Annotated in this window: 13 protein-coding genes; 2 read left to right on the top strand and 11 right to left on the bottom strand. The window is 77.2% G+C overall.

The genetic code is table 11. From position 1 onward, the window contains the following. Positions 1–76: 76 nt before the first annotated feature. The gene (locus tag ACI79Z_RS19815; protein WP_456903579.1) at positions 77–1,087 is read right to left on the bottom strand and encodes a TerD family protein; all 1,011 of its coding nucleotides are present in this window, start codon (positions 1,085–1,087) and stop codon (positions 77–79) included. A gap of 98 nt (positions 1,088–1,185) precedes the next feature. On the opposite strand from ACI79Z_RS19815, the gene ACI79Z_RS19810 reads away from it, so the two are divergent. After that, on the top strand, positions 1,186–2,892 hold the full coding sequence (locus ACI79Z_RS19810) for an Hsp70 family protein (RefSeq protein ID WP_456903578.1): 1,707 nt from the start codon (positions 1,186–1,188) through the stop codon (positions 2,890–2,892). A gap of 1,871 nt (positions 2,893–4,763) precedes the next feature. On the opposite strand, the gene ACI79Z_RS19805 is transcribed toward ACI79Z_RS19810, so the two are convergent. The 5 genes from ACI79Z_RS19805 to ACI79Z_RS19785 all read right to left on the bottom strand — a co-directional run bounded on the left by ACI79Z_RS19805 (position 4,764) and on the right by ACI79Z_RS19785 (position 10,401). Continuing rightward, positions 4,764–6,818, bottom strand: coding sequence for a prolyl oligopeptidase family serine peptidase (locus ACI79Z_RS19805; protein WP_456903577.1), 2,055 nt, complete (start codon positions 6,816–6,818; stop codon positions 4,764–4,766). A 24-nt stretch (positions 6,819–6,842) separates the two neighbouring features. Then, the gene (locus tag ACI79Z_RS19800) at positions 6,843–7,871 is read right to left on the bottom strand and encodes an AIM24 family protein (protein WP_456903576.1); all 1,029 of its coding nucleotides are present in this window, start codon (positions 7,869–7,871) and stop codon (positions 6,843–6,845) included. Between the two features lie 11 nt (positions 7,872–7,882). Further along, positions 7,883–8,527: an AIM24 family protein gene (locus ACI79Z_RS19795; RefSeq protein ID WP_456903575.1), complete on the bottom strand. Its 645-nt coding sequence runs from the start codon at positions 8,525–8,527 to the stop codon at positions 7,883–7,885. A 3-nt stretch (positions 8,528–8,530) separates the two neighbouring features. Then, a complete protein-coding gene (locus ACI79Z_RS19790) occupies positions 8,531–9,148 on the bottom strand; it encodes an AIM24 family protein (protein WP_387994452.1) in 618 nt (205 codons plus the stop codon). A gap of 131 nt (positions 9,149–9,279) precedes the next feature. Then, on the bottom strand, positions 9,280–10,401 hold the full coding sequence (locus ACI79Z_RS19785) for a DUF475 domain-containing protein (protein WP_387994455.1): 1,122 nt from the start codon (positions 10,399–10,401) through the stop codon (positions 9,280–9,282). A 280-nt stretch (positions 10,402–10,681) separates the two neighbouring features. Here ACI79Z_RS19785 and ACI79Z_RS19780 point away from each other — a divergent pair, with 280 nt between their 5' ends. Further along, complete coding sequence (locus ACI79Z_RS19780; protein WP_456903574.1) at positions 10,682–11,950, top strand: hypothetical protein; 1,269 nt, start codon at positions 10,682–10,684, stop codon at positions 11,948–11,950. Here ACI79Z_RS19780 and ACI79Z_RS19775 read toward each other — a convergent pair. Genes ACI79Z_RS19775 through ACI79Z_RS19755 form a run of 5 tightly spaced genes read right to left on the bottom strand, consistent with a single transcriptional unit; the run spans position 11,947 to position 17,738 of the window. After that, positions 11,947–12,756 carry a hypothetical protein gene (locus ACI79Z_RS19775; protein ID WP_456903573.1) on the bottom strand — a complete coding sequence of 270 codons (810 nt, stop codon included), beginning with the start codon at positions 12,754–12,756 and terminating at the stop codon, positions 11,947–11,949. The two genes, ACI79Z_RS19780 and ACI79Z_RS19775, sit on opposite strands and share 4 nt — an antisense overlap. Further along, positions 12,753–13,880 carry a cysteine protease StiP family protein gene (locus tag ACI79Z_RS19770; protein WP_387993517.1) on the bottom strand — a complete coding sequence of 376 codons (1,128 nt, stop codon included), beginning with the start codon at positions 13,878–13,880 and terminating at the stop codon, positions 12,753–12,755. Before ACI79Z_RS19770 ends, ACI79Z_RS19775 begins: the two co-directional genes overlap by 4 nt. Continuing rightward, positions 13,877–15,151, bottom strand: coding sequence for a phosphoribosyltransferase domain-containing protein (locus ACI79Z_RS19765; protein ID WP_456903572.1), 1,275 nt, complete (start codon positions 15,149–15,151; stop codon positions 13,877–13,879). The genes ACI79Z_RS19770 and ACI79Z_RS19765 overlap by 4 nt, the downstream gene beginning before the upstream one ends. Then, a complete protein-coding gene (locus ACI79Z_RS19760; protein WP_387993523.1) occupies positions 15,148–16,350 on the bottom strand; it encodes an HpcH/HpaI aldolase/citrate lyase family protein in 1,203 nt (400 codons plus the stop codon). The genes ACI79Z_RS19765 and ACI79Z_RS19760 overlap by 4 nt, the downstream gene beginning before the upstream one ends. 23 nt (positions 16,351–16,373) lie before the next feature. Beyond that, positions 16,374–17,738, bottom strand: coding sequence for a VWA domain-containing protein (locus ACI79Z_RS19755; RefSeq protein ID WP_387993526.1), 1,365 nt, complete (start codon positions 17,736–17,738; stop codon positions 16,374–16,376). Positions 17,739–17,873 lie beyond the last annotated feature (135 nt).

Here is a 17,873-nt window from a genome sequence, read left to right as displayed (position 1 = left end):
GTCCCCCGGGGGTCCCGCAGGACCCCCGGAGGACGAGGAGCACCCCAGGAGCGGGGCTACGCGCGGGACCGGCGGCTCACTTGCGGCCGGGCGTCCAGTCCATGCCCCAGCCGTAGGTGCGGTCGAGCACGTCCTGGCCGCCGTGCACGTAGCGCACCTCGCGGTTGACGACGAGCTGGCCGCCCTGGTTCTCGATCATCGCGATCGCGCAGATGCGGGCGCGCGGGTCGTGCTCGTCCAGGCGCACCTCGATCTGCGGCCCGTTCGCCGGGAACATCGTGACGACGGCGTCGGCCTGCCCCCAGTTCGGCACGCCCTCGTAGATGAGCGCGAACACGAGGATCCGGCGGATCAGCTGCGTGTGCTGCAGGTCGATCATCAGGTTCTCGCCGCCGCTGTTGGCGCCCGACCGGTCGTCGCCGTCCAGCCACACGATCGACCCGCCGTTGCCCAGCGTGTGCTGCCCGCGGAAGGCGTTGCCCAGCGCCTGGATGACGCCCTTGGAGCCGTCGGCGTACTCGTAGAGGCAGCCGAGGTCCAGGTCGATCGCCCCGCCGCCGGCGGCGGAGGCCAGCCGCTTGAGGAAGCCGCCGCCCCCGCCGCCGCCACCGGGCCGGGAGTTCCAGTTCAGGTTGACCCGCAGCACGCCGGTGGTGCCGGCCGTCTTCGTCAGCGAGACCGACGGCGCCGACTTGGTCAGCGACACCTTGTTCATGTTGACCCCGCCCTGCTGCGGCGGGGCCGGGGGCTGCTGCCCGTACTGCTGGCCGTACGGGTCCTGCTGCGGCGGCTGGCCGTACGGGGGCTGACCCGGGGGCGGGTACGGCGGCTGGCCCTGCGGCGGGTACGGGGGCTGCCCCTGGTACGGCGGCTGCCCGTACGGCTGGCCCGGCGGCGGGTACGGCGGCTGCCCGGGCGGCGGGTACTGGCCCGGCGGCGGGTAGGGCGGCTGCCCCTGGTGCGGCGGCTGGCCGTAGGGCTGCCCCGGCGGCGGCTGCGGGGGCTGGTACGGCGGCGGCTGCGGCGGCGCCGGAGGGGTCTCCGGCTGCGGCGGCGGGGACTTCGGGCGCTTCGTGTAGTCGACCAAGGGAGGCCTCCCCGCAGGTTCGCCCGACCGGGCCGACCTGCGCTCTGAGCGGCGGACACGTCCTCCTGACCCTATGCGGCGCCGCTACCCTCCGGCCCATGCCGCGCGGTGTCCCCTCGCCCTCCCCTGCCGTGTACGGGATCGACCTGGGCACCACGTACAGCTGCCTGGCGCAGGTCGACGACGACGGCGCCGCGCGGGTCGTCCCCCTCCTCGACGGCGCCCCGACGCTGCCCAGCGTCGTGCTGTTCGTCGGCCCCGACGACTACGTCACCGGCGAGCGCGCCCGCGTCCTGGCCCGCGCCCGGCCCGACGACGTCTGCACGCTGGTCAAGCGGCGCATGGGCGACAGCACGTGGCGGTTCGTCAGCCACGGCCGGTCCTGGTCGGCGCCCGCGGTCAGCAGCCTGGTGCTCAAGGCGCTGGTCAGCGAGACGAGCTTCTCCACGCAGGGCCCGGTGCAGGACGTCGTCATCACCGTGCCCGCCTACTTCGGCGACGAGGAGCGGCGGGCCACCCGGCTGGCCGGCGAGTACGCGGGCCTCACCGTCCTCGACGTCATCAACGAGCCGACGGCGGCCGCGCTGGCCTACGGCTTCGCCCGCCTCGACGGCGGCGGGCCGGCCGGGCACCTCGAGGAGGTCGCGCTCGTCTACGACCTCGGCGGCGGCACCGTCGACGTCGCGGTCGTGGAGCTGGCCGACCGGCGGCTGGCCGTGGTCGCCACCGACGGCGACCACGAGCTCGGCGGCGCCGACTGGGACGAGAAGCTCGCCGTCCACCTGTCGCGCGCCTTCCTCGCCGCCCACCCCGACGCCGAGGACCCGCTCGACGACGGCGCCGGCGGCCAGGCGCTGGTGCTCGCCGCCGAGCGGGCCAAGCGCGAGCTCAGCGTCCGCGAGTCCGTCGTCGTGCCGGTCGAGCACGACGGCCGCCGGGTGGACGTGCCGGTGACCCGCGCGGAGTTCGAGCGGCTCACCGCGGGCCTGCTCGACCGCACGATGGAGCTGACCCGCGCGGCGGTCGCGGCGGCCCGCGCCCGCGGCGTCGAGCGGATCGACCGGGTGCTGCTGGTCGGCGGCTCGACCCGGATGCCCGCCGTCGCGCGGCGGCTGACCGCCGAGCTCGGCGTGCCCGCCGAGGTGCACGACCCCGACCTCGCCGTCGCCAGGGGCGCCGCCGTCTACGGCCGCAAGAAGCAGCTGGAGCGGCTGCTCACCGCCGACCTGGTCACCCGCGGGCAGCTGCGCGACGGCACGCCGCTGGAGTACGCCGCCCCCGCCGACGTCGACGCCGCCTGTGCCCGCCTCGGCGACGCCGTGGGCCTGTCCGCGGCGCAGGTGCGGCGCACGGTGGAGATCCAGGTCCTCAACACCGTCTCCCGCGGCTTCGGCGTCCTGGCGCTGGACCGGTTCGGCGAGCCGTCGGCGGTCTTCCTCGTGCACCGCGACGACCGGCTGCCGGTGGCCGTGCGCCGCTCGTTCGGCACCGTCCACGACGACCAGCGGGTGGTCACCATCCGGGTGGTCGAGCAGGGCGGCGGCGCCGAGTCCGCCCGCCCCGAGGACGCCAAGCTGCTCGCCGAGGCCTCCATCGAGGACATCCCGCCCGGGTACCCCGCCGGCACCGAGATCCAGGTCGTGCTGCGGATGGGCTTCGACGGCATCCTCGAGCTGACCGCGCTGCACGAGGGGCTGGCCGACCGGCCGCTCACCGTGCGCGTGGAGACCGGCGCGGCGCTGAGCCAGGCCGACGTCGCCCGCGAGCGCGCGCAGGTCGGCCGGGTCCGCCGCCGGCAGGACTGACCCGTGCTGCCTCCCTTCGACGGCAACGGCTACCGCAAGCGGGTCCTCGCCGCCATCGAGCGCCGCGGCGGCCCCGATGCGACCGACCCCTTCGAGGTCTACGACCTCCCGCTGGAGGCCGCGGGATCGCTGACCGACGACGAGGTCGCCCGCCGGGTCGACGACGTCTGGGCGTTCTGGCAGAAGCAGCGCGACCACCCCAAGTACCGCGGGCTGGTGACCGCGCTGCTGCGGTCCCACGACGCGCTCGCCGCGCAGCTGCGCACCCCGGGCGGGCGGCAGTGGCTGGCCGGGCAGACCCGCGCCGAGCGGGAGCGGCGGGAGGCCGCCCGCTTCGCGGCGCTCGACGCCGCGCTGGAGCGGCTGGTCGAGCGCTTCGGCGGGGTGCCGGCCGACAAGGTCGCCGGCCTGCGCGGGATGGCCGCCGCGGCCGGGCTCGACGACGCCGCCTTCGAGGCCCGGCTGCGCGGGCACCGGCTGCTCGGCGCCGAGGCCCCGGCGGCGCCCGCGGAACCGGCCGACGCCGCGGTGGTGCTGCGGCAGGTCCGCGACGGCCTCGAGGAGCTCGGCCGGATCGAGGGCGCCCGCGTGCCCAGCCTGCACGCCCTGCTGGAGCTGCCCCCGACCGCCGACCGCGAGACGGTCCGCCGGCGCCGCGACGCCCTGCTCGTGGTCAACCGGCAGCGCCGCCCCGACCGGCGGCGGGCGCTCGTCGACGACCTGCTCGCCGCCGCCGGCACGCTGCTCGTCGACGGCGACCCCGCCGTCTACCTCGACGCCCTCGCCGACGACGTCCGCGCCGCGCTGCGCCCCCGCGTCACGGCGGCCGTGCTCGTCGAGGACCGGCTCACCCCCGCCGACGCGTACCTGCTCCTGCAGGAGGCGCAGGCCGCCGGCCTCGACCCGCAGCGCGCGGCCGCCGTCGTCACCGGGCTGGCCCGCGAGGCGGGCGCCATGGGAGACGTGCCCGCGCCGCCGCCGGCCCGCGTGCCCGGCCGCGCCGACTGGCAGGCGGAGGTGTCCGCGGCGCGCGCCGCGCTGCGGGACGGGCGGCCCGCCGCCGCCCGCCGGCACGCCGATGCAGCGCTGTCCGCGGCCGGCGAGCTCCTCCCGCCGATCCGTGCCGTGCGCGACGAGGCGGCCGAGGTCGCCGCCCGCGCCGGCGCCGCCTGGCGCGGCGTGGGCCCGGCCGTCGCCGCCCGGCGCCACGCGGCGGCCGCCGCCGCGCTCGAGCAGCTGGTCGCCACGGCCGCCGACGTCCCGGGCCCGGGCGGGGAGGACGCCGCCGAGCTGCTCCGGCGGTCGCGGGAGGCGCTGGCGCTGGCCGACGCCGTCCTCGCCCCGGCCTGCACCGGCCGGGACCGGGAGGACGCGCTGCTGGCTGCCCTCGACGCCGTCGCCGACCACCCCGCCGCCCGGGCCGAGCTCGCCGCGCTGGGCGTCGCGCCGGCCACGGACGTCGTCGTCGCCCCGGCCCCCGGCGGCGCCCGGGAGGTGCGCTGGACGGCGTCCGCCTCCCCCGGGCCGGTCGAGTACCGGGTGCTGCGGGTGCGCCCGGACGGCACCCGCCAGGTGGTGGGCACGACCACGGTCACCACCCTGGAGGACGGCGGGTACGGCGAGGTCGCCGGCTACGTCGTCGTCGCCTCCCGGCTGGGCGTCGCGGCACCCGAGGCGCACGGCGGGGACGCCCGGCCGCGGCCCCCCGCCGCCTCCCTGCCGCCGGTCACCGGCGTCGTGCTGCGGGGCGACCGGCTGCGCTGGGACTGGCCCCCGGGCTGCACCGAGGTGGTCGTCGTGCTGCGGCCGGACGCGCCGCCGGTGGGCCCCGACGACCCGGCCGGCACCCGCCGCAAGGTCACCAACTCGCGCTACGAGATCGACGGCGGGCTGCCGGTCCCGGCGGCCCCCGGGCACGTCGCGGTGTTCCCGGCGACCCGGGTGGACGGCCGGCTGGTGGTGTCCGACGAGGGGGCGCGGCTGCCGCCGGCCTGACCGCCTCCCGGCAGCCAGCGGTCCCACCAGGCGAGCAGGTGCTCGAAGCGGGCCAGCCGGTGCCGGGGCCGGCCGGAGCGGGACAGCTCGTGGCCCTCGCCGGGGAACAGCAGCAGCGCGCTGGGCACGCCCTGCCGCTGCAGCGCGACGAACAGCCGCCGGCCCTGCTCCACCGGGCAGCGTTCGTCCCGCTCGGAGTGGACGACGAGGGTGGGCGTGCGGATCGACGCCGCCTGCGCCAGCGGGCTCACCGGGTCGGTGCCCATGTACGCGTCGGCGTACCACCAGCCGATGTCGCTGGAGCCGGCGAACGACGCCGGGTCGGTCACCGCCCGCTCCACGACGGCGGCGGCGAACCGGTCGGTGCGGGTGAGCAGCAGCGCGGTGAGGAAGCCGCCGTAGGAGCCGCCGTGGACGCCGATCCGCTCCGCGTCCAGCGCCGGGTCGGCCAGCGCGGCGTCGAGGAAGGCCAGCACGTCGGCGGCGTCCCGGTCGCCCCAGGCCCCGACGACGGCGCGGGCGTGCTCCTCCCCGTAGCCGGACGAGCCGCGCGGGTTGCACTGCACGACCGCGTAGCCCGCCGACACGTACACCTGCGTCTCGTCCAGCAGCGACCAGCCGTACTGGGTGAACGGCCCGCCGTGCACCAGCAGCAGCACCGGGTGCGGGCCCGGGCCCTCCGGCGTCGTCACCCAGCCGTGCACCGGGGCGCCGTCGGGGGCCGTGGCGGTGCGCTCGGTGCCGCGGTGCAGCCGGCCGGTGGCGCCGAGCGCGGCGCCGAAGCCGGTGAGCAGCCGGCGCCGGCCGGGCGTGATCGCCACCAGCTCCCCCGCCGACCGGTCGTGCGCCACGGTGGCGACGACGACCCCGCCCCCGGCCGCGACCCCGCGCACGGTGAACGGCCCCTCGACCAGCGTCTCGGGCGCGCCGCCGTCGAGGGGCACCCGCAGCAGCGCCACCGAGCCGCGCCGCTCGACGCCGACCAGCGCCGCTCCGCCGCTGAGCACCGTCGCCGGCGTCTCGTCGCCGCGGTGGGTGTCCCGCGGGTCGAGCACGGCCTCCAGCGGGCCGCCGGCGGCCGGCACCCGGCACAGCGTCAGCCCGCGCCCGGCGACGTCGAGCCCGTCGGGGCCCAGGTCCGGGCGGGCGGTGACGTAGATCCACGTCCCGGCCGGGTCGAACGCCGGCAGCCGGCACTCGCCGCGGCCGCGGGTGACCCGGCGCGGCTCGCCGCCGCCGACCGGGACCAGCCAGACGTCGCGGACGCAGTCGCGGTCGGCTCGGGCGTGCCGCGCGGAGACGAACGCGAGCGTGCCGCCGTCGGGCGACCAGGCGACGTCGGTGTCCTCGCCGCGGCCGTCGGTGAGCTGCCGGGCCTCGGGCGGGTCGCCGGTGTCGTCGAGCGGGTCGGCGGGCAGGTCGAGGACGAACACGCAGCTGGGGCGGTCGGCGGTGTACCCGACGTCGTCGACCCGGTGGCGCAGCCGGGTGACCAGCCGCGGCGGCTCGGCCTCCGGCGGCACGTCGTCGGCGGTGCCGTAGCGGCCCTCCTCGGGCACGCGGGCCACCCAGGCCAGCCGGCGGGAGTCCGGTGACCACACCGGGGCGCCGGCGCCCAGCGGCGCGTCGGTGAGCCGGCGCGGGGCGCCGCCCGCGGTGGGCAGCAGGTGCAGCTGGGGGTGCCCGCCGGGTGCGGCCGACAGGTAGGCCAGCCAGCGGCCGTCCGGGGAGAACGCCGGAGCGGAGTCGCGGGCGCCGGAGGTCAGCGGGCGGGCCGGCGCGGAGCCGTCGGTGGGGACGGCCCACAGCTGAGCGCGGTACTCGTCGGCGTCCAGGTCGGGGCGGCTGACCGCGACCACGGCCATGCGCCCGTCCGGCGAGACGGCCGGCGTCCCCGGCGTCCGCAGCAGGGCGAGGTCGGCGGGCCGCATGGCCCACCGAGCGTAGTGCAGTCGTCACCCCCGGCCGGGGTCCCGCGCGGGACCGCGGCCGGGGAGGGCTCCGTGCTGCTGCTGGGCGCGGGCGACCAGCCGCTGGCCGAGCGAGCCGGCCTGGCTGTCGGTGAGCAGCTGGGTCTGCGACTCGACCAGCCGCAGCACCGCCGGGTCCTCCCGCGCGATCTCGGAGGACTGCAGCAGGATCGTGCCCTTGCCGGTGAAGTCGTACTGCCGCTCCTCCCCCGAGGCGCGGCCGAGCGCACCGGTGAGCGCGCCGAGGAAGCTCTGCGTCATCCACTGGGCGTCGTGGTGCACCGACGGCGCCGGGCAGTCGGCCCAGCCGAGCAGCGCCTCGGGGTCGGCCCGGAACGGCGGCTCGACGAAGATCACCGGCCCGTTGGACGAGGCGATGAACTTCCCCGTCCCGATGAGGGTGACGAAGCCCGGGACGATCGACTGCTTGAGCTCCAGGTCCTTGGAGAACGCGCAGAGGTTGCTCGCCTTGATCGTCAGGTTGCCGTCGTCGAGGTCGTAGGAGTTCAGGTCGAACCCGCGGTCCCCGATGAGCACCTTGCCGTGGCCCCGGGCGACCACCCAGTCCTGCACGTAGACCGGGCTGGAGAACCGGTGGGCCACCCACGCCTGCACCGAGGAGTACTCGCTGACGGCGTCGAACTGGACGTTGCCGTAGTACGCGAGCATCGCGCCCTTGCTCATGAACCACTCGCCGTTCAGCGCGATGCAGAACACGTAGGGGTTGACGTTGTCGTCGTCGGGCAGCGACTGCGCGGTCAGCGTGCTCGGCACGCCGGCCGGCGGCCCGGCGGGGGGCTGGCCGTACCCGGGCGGCGGGGGCTGCCCGTAGCCGGGCTGCGGCGGCTGCCCGTACCCGGGCTGCGGCTGGCCGCCGTGGGGCGGCTGCCCGTACCCGGGCTGGCCGTACCCCGGCTGTCCGTAGCCGGGCTGCGGGGGCGGGCCGTACCCGGGCTGGGGCTGGCCGCCGTAGGGGTTGCCGCCGCCGTAGGGGGTGTTCGGCGGGTAGGTCATGGTCGCCGTCCTCAGAACTTCTGCTCGCTGGCCTGCACGTACACCGTGCCGTGGCCGCTGATCTTCAACTGGAAGGCCTCGCCGGAGCCGCGGCCGACCACGTCGCGGAGGCCCACCTTGGCCGCGAGGTCCACGGAGAGCTGGCCGACGTGGCCGACGTAGGCCTGCGGGTCGACGCCGACCTGCTGCCCGTTGAGCTGCAGGGGGAAGGCGCCGCCGTGGGCGAGCAGCGCGACCGACCCGCGGCCGTGGACGTTGGTGGTGAACAGGCCCTGCCCGGTCATGGCGCCGCTGATCGCGGACCTCAGCCCGCCGGAGCCGAGGAACTGCACGCTGGTCTGCAGGTTCGCGTCGTGCGCGAGCAGCCGGTCGGCCTCGCAGACCAGCGGGGCGCCGCCGTCGAGCTCGAGGACGGTGACGTGCATGCCCTTGTAGCCGTAGAGCACCTGGCCGCTGCCCTCGGTGGCCATCATCGGGTTGGACTCCCCCGACATCGCCGCGCCGACCATGCCGCCGATGCCGCGGCCCTGGCCGTGCACCGGGCGGAAGGTGACCTGCCCGGAGTAGCCGAGCATCGCGCCGCGGCGGGCGAGCACCGGGTCGGCCGGGCCGACGTGCGCGCGCACGACCTTGCTGTTGACGGTCTCGAACGGCACGGCTCAGCGCTCCGAGGACTGGACGAGCACCAGGCCGTGCCCGGTGAAGCGGAGGGAGAAGGGCTCGCCGGAGCCCTCGCCGACGAGGGACTTCCACGAGACGCCGCTGACCAGGTTCATCGACAGCTGGCCGCGGGAGCCGACGTAGGCGTCGGGGTCGACCACCAGGTCCGTGCCGGGCGCGACCTCCAGCGCCATGACCGGGCCCTCGGACACGATCGCGACCTGGCCCTGCCCGGTGACGGTCGTGGTGGCCAGGCCCTGGCCGCTGGTCACGCCGCGCAGGCCGGAGAACTGGACGTCGAGGCGCAGGTGCTCGGTGTGGGCGAGGATGTGCTCGCTCTCCACGGTGAGCGTGTCGCCGGCGAGGTCGACGACGAGCACGTCCATCGCGTCCTTGGCGAGGTACACGCGGCCGTGCCCGGTGCAGTCCATCAGCGAGATGCTCTCGCCGGCGACGGCCCGCTTGAGGGCGGCGCGCATGCCGCCGCCCCCGCCCATCCCGGAGCTCTTGAAGTCGACGTTGCCCTCGAAGGCGACCATCGAGCCGCTGGCGGCCCGGATGCGGTCCCCGTGCAGGTCGGCGTGCAGGACGCGTTTCTGGGCGGTGAGCTGTGCCAACGACGGACCTCTCGGTGCGGGGACGGGAACCGGGCGGACCGTATCCGGCTCCCCCGCCCCGCGGTAGGCCACCCGCCGCGACGCGCGGCGGCCCCGGGGCGGGCGCCCCGGGGCCGCTGGGTGACCTGCGGTCAGCTCTGGCCGGCGGGCACCTCGTCGCGCTCGCCCGGCCGGTCGGCGGCCGCGACCTCGGCGCGCTCCCGCCGCGAGACGACGATGCTGCTGATCACGGCGGCGACGATGAACAGCAGGCCGGTGAGGCCGGTGACGTACTCGCTGATGTGGAACCGCAGCTCGAGGATCATGATCGCGGCGAGGAAGCCGATGGCCCACATCGCGCCGTGCTCCAGGTAGCGGTACTCGTCGAGGGTGCCCTTGTCGACCATGTAGATGGTCAGCGACCGCACCCAGAAGGCGCCGATGCCCAGGCCCAGCGCGATGATGAAGATGTCGCTGCTGATGGCGAACGCGCCGATGACGCCGTCGAAGGAGAACGACGCGTCGAGCACCTCGAGGTAGAGGAACGCGGCGGCACCGGCGCCCGCGACCGCCTTGGTGGCGGTGCCACCGGCACCGTTGCCCGCCGTCTGCCCGGTCGGGGTGACGTCGTCGTCCTCGTCGTCGGTCTCCGGGGCCTCCATGAGCTCGTTGAGCCCGCCGATGAGCAGGTAGGTGAACAGGCCCGCGAGCCCGGACATGAGCACCGTGGCGTACTTGTCGTCGTCGGCGATCTGCGAGCCGACGTAGATGACCGCCAGGGCGATGACGATGGCGAGGTAGGGCAGCTTGCCGGCCTTGGCCAGCGGCCGCTCCAGCCACGACAGCCAGTGGATCTCCCGCTCCTCGTCGAAGAGGAAGTTCAGGAAGATCATCAACAGGAAGATCCCGCCGAAGGTGTAGATCGCCTCGGCCGCGGCCTCGACGTTCTCGGCGTAGGCCTCCTGGTCCGACAGCGCCAGGTCCCACACCTCGGGGATGGACAGCTGCGCCGTCACCGAGACCAGGACGATCGGCAGCAGCAGCCGCATGCCGAACACGGCGATGAAGATGCCGACGTAGAGGAACAGCTTCCGCCACAGCGGGCTCATGCGGCGCAGCACCTTGGCGTTGACCACGGCGTTGTCGAAGGACAGGCAGACCTCGAGCACGCCGAGGACGGCGACGGCCAGCAGGGCCGCCGGCCCGCCGAAGAACACGGCGGTGACGAGCGCGGCCACCGTCAGACCGACGGAGAAGCCGAAGTAGCGGAGCATCAGGTGTTCCTCTCCGCCGCCCGGGGGGTCAGGCGACGACGACGACAGGGACGAGCGGGCCGGATCGGGCGGGAGGCGGGCCGGTGGTCCAACGGACCCCGGCGGGTCCCGGTTCCCGCCGGCCCGCGGCGGGGCGGCGGGAGCGGGGCGTTCAGCGGACCGGGCGGCGCCGGCCGCCCGTGCCCACGTGCGCGGTCCCGGCGTGGTATCCACGGGCCTCCGGACCGCGCAGGTGCCGGACCGCCCCGCCGGACGCGGGCCACGGCGAGGGGAGGCGGTCGTGAGCGCACCCGGCGGCACCTCCTGGTGGCGGCGCGACCGCGACGCCCCCCGGCGGGAGGCCGCGGCGGCGCGGGAGGCCGCGGCCGCGGCGATGCTGGAGCTGGACGCCGCGCTGGCCGACCTCCCGGACGCGGTCGCCGCCGCGGAGGAGGCGGGTCCGCCCGCGGGTGGGCGACGGGCTCACCACCGCATCCCCGCCCCCGACTCCTTGACCCGCGACTGGCGGGACCTCTCCACCCACGCGGACGCCGTCATCGGACACTACCTGCAGGCGCTCTCCGGCCACGACCCCGCGGCGGACGCCGAGCCGGGCGCGGCCCGCGCCGCCGCCACGGAGCTGGGCGCCGCGGCCGCCGCGCTGCGCGAGGTGCACGGCCAGGTCCAGCGCTTCCGCGACCAGTACGGCGAGGTCCTCGCCGCCGCCTCCCGCGCCCGCGCCGCGGCCGCCCGCGCGGTGTCCGCGACCCGCGACGCCGTGGCGACCGCCCGTGCGGCACTGGACGCCGCCGGCGCCGCCGGGCTGGCCGACCCCGGCCTGGACGGCGTCCTCGCCGACGCCGAGCGCCTCGCCGCCGGTGCCGCCGCCGACCTGGCCGCCCGGCGCGCCGCGCCCGCGCTGGATGCCGCCGAGAAGGGCCGCCGGGAGGCCGAGGCGGCGGCCGCGCGGGCGCGGGCGCTGCCGGAGCGGGCCGCGGAGGTCCGCCGCGGCGCCGCCTCCGTCCGCACCCGCCGCGAGGCGCTGGGCACCCGGCACGAGCGCCTGGCGCCGGTGATGAGCGAGCTGCGCCGCCGCTACCCGCTGACCGCGTGGTCCGACGTCGAGCGCGCACCGCAGCGGGCCGCCGAGGCGCTCGCCGAGGCCGACGAGGCGCTGACGGCGCTGGAGGGGGCGCTCGGCGCGCCGGTCCTCGACGTGCCCGCGGCCGCCGCGCTGCTGGCCCGGGTGCGGGCGGCCGCCGGCCGGGTCGACGACGAGGTGCGCGCCGCGACCGGGCGGCTGCAGCGGCTCGACGCCGTCGCCGCCGACCCCGGGTCGCTGCTCGGCGAGGTGCAGCGCGCCGTCGTCGACGCCCGCCGGTTCCTCGGCGGGCTGCCCGAGGAGCGGGCCCGCCGCTTCCGCCGCACGTTCGAGGACCTCGCCCGGCGGCTGCCGCCGCTGGAGGAGGCGGCCCGGGGCCGCCGCCCGGACTGGGGCGCGGTGCTGCGCGAGGCACAGTCGATCGAGGACGGCCTGGACCGGCTGGTGCGGACCGCGCGGGCGGACTAGCCCGCGCGGTCGAGCAGCCAGCGGACGATCTCCTCGCCCGCGGCGGCGCCGCTGGCCGCGGTCACCGCGACCCGCGCGCCGGTCCAGCCCTGCTCGTGCAGCTCTCCGTGCGCGGGGCGGACGGCGGCGTCGGCGGCGAGCAGCATCGGCGCGTCGAGCAGGCTGTCGCCGGCGCACAGCAGCCGCGGCGCGGGCCCGCCCCCCGCGAGCAGCCGGCGCAACCGGAGCAGCCCGGCGGCCTTGGACAGCCCGGCGGGGACGACGTACACCTTGCGGCCCTGCACCGACAGCGTCGCCCCGGCGGCGGCGACGGCCGCGCCGGTCCCGTCGAGCCAGTCCCGCGGGATCGCCTCGCGGGCGTGCGCGACCAGGTAGCAGAACAGCCCCTCGGCGGCGCGCACGGTGCGCACCCACGGTTGCCCGGCCACCGCCTCGAGCAGGCCGAGCAGCTCCGGCAGCGGCGCGGCCTGCGCGGCGGTCGCCGCCGCCCAGTCGTCCCACCCCGGGTCACGGACGCCGTCGGCGAGCAGCACCCCGCCGTTGGCGCACAGCGCGTACCGCGGGACGACGGGCAGCCGCACCCGCCCGTACTGCGCCACGGTGCGGGTGGTGACCGGGACCAGCAGCGCCCGCCCGGCCAGCTCGGCGAGCAGCCGCCACGACGCCGGCGTCGCGTGCGACAGCGGGGCGCCGTCGAGGTGCTCGACGACCTCCAGCCCCTCGGTCGTCCCCGCCGCGGCCGCCGAGTAGATGAGCGTGCGGTCGAGGTCGACGGCGGCCAGCGTCGCCGTGAGGACCGCGGTCACCGGCCCACCGGCCGGATCAGGCCGACGCAGGAGTACGGCAGGTCCGGCACCTCGACCAGCGGCACGCCGCGGGCCCGGGCCAGCGCGGCGACGTGCCGCAGGTCCTCGGCGCGGTCGGGGCGGACCAGCACCTGCCAGGGCACCCGGCGCAGCAGCACCCGCGTCGTCTCCCCCACCCCGGGCTTGACCAGGTTGACGTCGGCGATGCCGTGCTCGGCGGCGATCCGCTCCACCGCCGCCCACCCGGCCCAGGTCGGCCGGCGGTCGGCCGCGGGGACGTCGTCGGCCGGCGGCCGCGCCGGGAACGCGGCCGCGACGGTGTCGACGAACAGCGCGGAGACGTCGGCGCCGGCGAGCTCGGCGTAGTACTTCGCGCCGTGGAACATGCCGGGGCCGATGAGGTCGTCGCGCAGCACCGTCCGCGACACCAGCCCGGACACCGTGCTGTTGAGGCAGGCGCTCGGGATGAGGAAGTCGTCGCGGGTGCCGTACAGCTCGGTGCACAGGCCCGGGTCGGCGAGGACGGCGAGCCGGTCGTCGAGGGCGGCGTCCTCCGGGTGCGCGGCCCGCCAGCCGGCGACGGCCTCGGTGAGCTGCCGCTGGATCGCGCCCTTGCCGGTCCAGCCGTCGACGAAGCGCACCGCCGACGCCGGGTGCCGGGCGAGCACGTGCGCCGTCGCGACCTGGTCGATGCCGCGGCCGCGGATGATCGAGACGGTGTAGTGCGGCACCGCGACGCCGCGGGAGGCGAGGAACCAGCGGCGCAGCAGCACGCCGATCGGCGTCCCGGCGCGGGCCAGCGACACCAGCACCGGCGTCTGCCCGTGCGCGGCGGCGGCGTCCCAGACCAGCTCGCCGACCCGGGCGACGGCGTCGGCGAGCCGCCCGGCCGACTGCTCCAGCGCGGCGGTGAACAGCGCCAGGTAGTCGTCGTCGGGCTGGTACTCGACCGGCAGCATCTCCGAGTAGTGGGTGCCCGACTGGATCGCCTCCTCGCGGTCCTCGGTGCCGCGCTCCAGCGCGACCGAGGACAGGTCGGTGAGCAGCCAGGTCACCTCCTCGGGCGCGTAGGAGCCGAACCGGCCGGGGACGGCGGGCGCGAGGCCCGGCTGCACGGCGGTCACGGGGCCGGCTCCGCGAGCGGCACCGTCACCAGGTGCACGGCGCGGGTGGCGAACGGGCGCAGCGCCTGCACCATCGGCGCGCAGTCCTCCGCCGGGGCGTCCACGACCACGACCACGTCGTCGGCGCGCTGGTCGGCCCAGCGGCCGTCCGCGGGGACGGCGGCGGGGTCGGCCAGGTTGTGCACGCGGGAGACGCGGGCGGGCTCGTCGGGCGCGGGGAAGGACAGGCTGCGACGCAGGGCGTAGCCGGGGTCGTCGGCGGCGTGCACGGGGCTCCGGGTGGTCGACTGGGTGGTGACGGGGACGCCGGGCAGCCGCCCGGCCAGGCGTGCCGCGACCACGGTGGGCGCGTGCATGAGCTCCTCGGTGCCCAGCACCAGCACCCCGCGGCTGCCGGCCAGCTCCGGCGCGAGCGCGGCCGCGACGGCGTCGGCGGCGGCGGCGAGCCGGGCGCTGCCGGCGGGGGTCAGGCCGTGGCGGGCGGTGGTCGGGACGCCGGCCGGCCACAGGCCGGCGTGCGTCCGGACGGCGCCGGGCGCACCGGCCGGGACCGGCGCCGGGCCGGGCAGGGCGGCGCGGGCGGCCGCGGCCCGGTCGAGGACGTCGGCGGGCAGGGCGAGCTCCGTGGTGAGGACGGCGGCGACGTCGACCCGCACCCCCAGGGCCTGCGCGCGCCCGGCGAACGCGGCGCGGGCGGCCGGGGTGCGCGCGTCGAGCAGCGTGGCGACGACGTAGTGCTCGCGCGGCCAGCGGGCGTGCAGCTCGGCGACGGTGTTGAGCGCGGTGCGGCCGGAGGTGAGCTCGTCGTCGACCAGCACCAGCGGGCCGGGCGCGTCCAGCGTCACCGGCCCGGCCGGCTGCAGGGCGTGCGCGACCGCGTGCGAGTGCTCCTCCTCGAACGCGGCGGCCACCGGCACGCCCGGGTGCACGCGGCGGGTGGTGTGCAGGTAGGCCGCGCCGAGCCGGTCGGCGGCGGCGTGGCCGAGGCCGGTCGCCGTCTCGCAGTAGCCGATGACCAGGCCGGGTGCCTCGCCGTCCAGGACCGCGGCGACGGCGTCGCCCACCGCGGCCCCGGCACCGAGGACGGCGGCCGGTGCGACCGGCACGTGCTTGCCGAGCACGCGGGAGACGACCAGGTGCGCCCGGCGCGGGTTGTCCCGCAGCGCCAGGCCGCACAGGTCCGCGAAGCGGGCGGGGTCGGCGGCGGTGACGTCGAGCAGGCGGGAGACGGTGCCGTCGAGGCCAACGGCACCGGGGAGGGTCGCGGTCACGCGCGCTGCGCCTCCCCGCCGGCGAACACCTCGGCCAGCCGCCGCTGCCCCGCGGACAGCAGGTCGACCAGCGCGGCCTCGTCGGCGACGACGCCGTAGACCGCGGCGCGGCGGCTGATCAGCTCCGCCCACAGCGCGTGCGGGCCGATCTCGTTCATCCGCCCGTTCCCGGACACCGCGATGCCGCCCTGCCCGCGGGCCATGAGGATCTCGAGGGCGTCGTCGTACTCCGAGCGGGAGACGGTGAGCAGCGCGTTGACCACCGAGACGTGCGCCGGGTGGATGACGGTCTTGCCCAGCACGCCGTTGGCCTTGTCGAGGGTGACCTCGCGGATCAGCCCGTCGAGGTCGCCGGCGATCATCCGCTGCCGCAGACCGCCCTCGTGCTGGTCGCTGAACGGCGTCTGGCGCAGCTGCGGCTTGAACAGCCGGGGGCCCGGGATGTGCTCCCAGACCGCGCCGGTGACCACGTGCTCGCCGCCGCGGGTGAAGGTGTTGACCACGTCGGCCAGGCAGTCCCGGACGACGGCGACGTCCCAGATCGTGGTGTCGCGGTCGCGGCGCAGGCCGAACAGCCCGGACAGGTCGGTGCCACCCACCCGCAGGCACAGCACGGACTCGCGGTGCGCCTCGACCACCGCGGCCAGCGCGCCGAGCGCCTCGGCGCGGGTCTCCCGCCAGGCGAGGTCGGGCGTCTCCAGGATCGGCATGCCGTACAGCGGCTGCCCCAGCACGGCGGCGACCTCCTCGACCGCCGCGAGCATCGGCGCGAGCGTGGCGCCGGTGGCCTTGGGCAGGCTGAACCCGGTCAGCCGCGCCAGCGCCGGCCCGGCGGCGCGGGCCACCGAGCGGATCTGCTCGGGCGTGCGCACCCGCACGAACAGCAGCGGCAGCGCCGGCTGCTCCCCCTCGGCGGCGCGCCGGTCGACCCGCTGCAGCGCGGCGACGACGTTGGCCTCGGCGTCGGGGACGGCCGCGTGCGGGATGGCGTCCTCGAGGCACCAGACCATGCTCGTGGCGCCGACCGCGGCCGCGCGGGCGGCGTCGGCGTCCAGCGCCGGCCGCGTGCCCGGGCTGTAGAGCGTGGCGCCCAGGGCCAGCGCGAGCATGCCGCGCGGCGTCGCCGGGCCGACCTCGCCCGGGGGGACGGCGAACAGCTGCTCGCGCTCGCCGTCGGTCAGGTGGGAGAAGTGACGCACGGTCGGTCCCTCCTGCTGGGCGGTCACCGGAGCAGGCCCTGGGCGCGCGCCCGGCGCAGCCAGTCGGGGTACTCGGTCATGAGCCGGTCGAACAGCGCGTCGTCGCTGATCGGCCGCCGGCCCATGAGGTCGCCCTCGCTGACCGCGAAGAAGTCGGCGTTGTCGGTGTAGCGGCCCTCGAGGTCGTCCAGGCGCTGCAGGTAGCTGAACTGCCGCTCCGGGCCGATGCCCATGAACTGCCAGAACACCGGCTCGAAGGACGCCGCCTTGAGCTGCTTGGTCGCGACCGACTTGTCGCTGGGCGCGCCGTCGGTCAGGAACATGACGTAGACCGGCACCTGCGCCGGCTGCGGCTCCACCCGGTCGCGGCTGTCGCCGAAGTAGGCCTTGCGCACGGCGGCCATCGCCGCGCCGTAGCGGGTGTCGTACTCCAGCCGGTACTGCCGGGTGAGGTCGGCGATGTACTGCTGGTGGCCCTCCAGGCGCAGGCCCGGGGGCTGGTGCACGTCCTTGCCGAACAGGAAGACGTCGACGACGCCGTCGTCGTCGAAGCGCAGGCCGAGGGCGAGGACCCGCTCGGCCAGCCGCTGCACGGCGCCGGTGCGGTAGAGCTCGGCCATCGAGCCGGAGATGTCGAGGACCAGCGCGACCCGGGCGGTGTGCTCGCCGAGGCCGCGCTTCTCCAGGCTGACGCCGGCGGTCTTGACCAGCGAGAGCATCTGCGGGGCCGAGGACGACAGCTTCTTCTCGAGGTCGACCAGCCGCTTCTTCTCCATGCTGACCGGAGGAGCGGCCGGCGGCGGGGCCGCGGCGGGCGCTGCAGGGGCGGCGGCCGCGGGGGCGGGCTCGTCGTCGACGCTCACGCCGACGTCGGTGGCCATCCCGGCCAGGCCGGTGGTGAAGCCCTGCCCGACGGCGCGCACCTTCCACTCCGCGCCGCGGCGGTAGACCTCGGCGAACACCAGTGCGGTCTCGGGGCCGGCGGCGAGCTCGCAGCGGATCGCGGGCGCCGGGGCGCCGTCGGCGGCCACCTCGACGGCGAGCCCGGACAACCCGCCGAAGGTGCCCGCGCCGTCGAGGGAGGCGCCGATGACGACCTTCTCGACGTCGGCGGGCAGCGCGGCCGGGTCGATGCGGACCTGGTCGACGGTGGCGCCGCCGCGGGCGGTCTTGCCGAGGTGGCGCACCGCGCCGCCGGCGCCGCTGGGCTGGTTGTAGAAGACGAAGTCGTCGTCGCTGCGGACCCGGCCCGCCGCGGTGGTGAGGAACGCCGACAGGTCGGCGTCGACGCCGGGGGCCGGCGTCCAGGTGAGCGTGACGACGACGGGGCCGGTCAGGCCGGCCTGGGCCAGCCCGACGTTGCCGCCCCGGGTGAGGACGTGGACCACTCCGGTGCCGCTCAGACAGACCTGGCGGCGGCGGTCACGGGGCGGGTGCGGTCGGGCATGACGACGGGGACCTCCGGCTTCTCGGGGGCTGGTGCTTCTCGGGGGCGGGTACGGGCAGGGCGGGACCCCGGCGGG

This window comes from Geodermatophilus sp. SYSU D00663, from assembly GCF_054050655.1.
The sequence above is the reverse complement of the archived record's forward strand: the minus strand, read 5'-3'. Positions and strand labels throughout refer to the sequence as shown.

Excerpts from the sequence above, each read along its gene's own strand:
- ACI79Z_RS19810 (WP_456903578.1), top strand. The coding sequence starts at position 1,186 with ATGCCGCGCGGTGTCCCCTCGCCCTCCCCTGCCGTGTACGGGATCGAC.
- ACI79Z_RS19785 (WP_387994455.1), bottom strand. The coding sequence starts at position 10,401 with ATGCTCCGCTACTTCGGCTTCTCCGTCGGTCTGACGGTGGCCGCGCTC.
- ACI79Z_RS19805 (WP_456903577.1), bottom strand. The coding sequence starts at position 6,818 with ATGCGGCCCGCCGACCTCGCCCTGCTGCGGACGCCGGGGACGCCGGCC.
- ACI79Z_RS19800 (WP_456903576.1), bottom strand. The coding sequence starts at position 7,871 with ATGACCTACCCGCCGAACACCCCCTACGGCGGCGGCAACCCCTACGGC.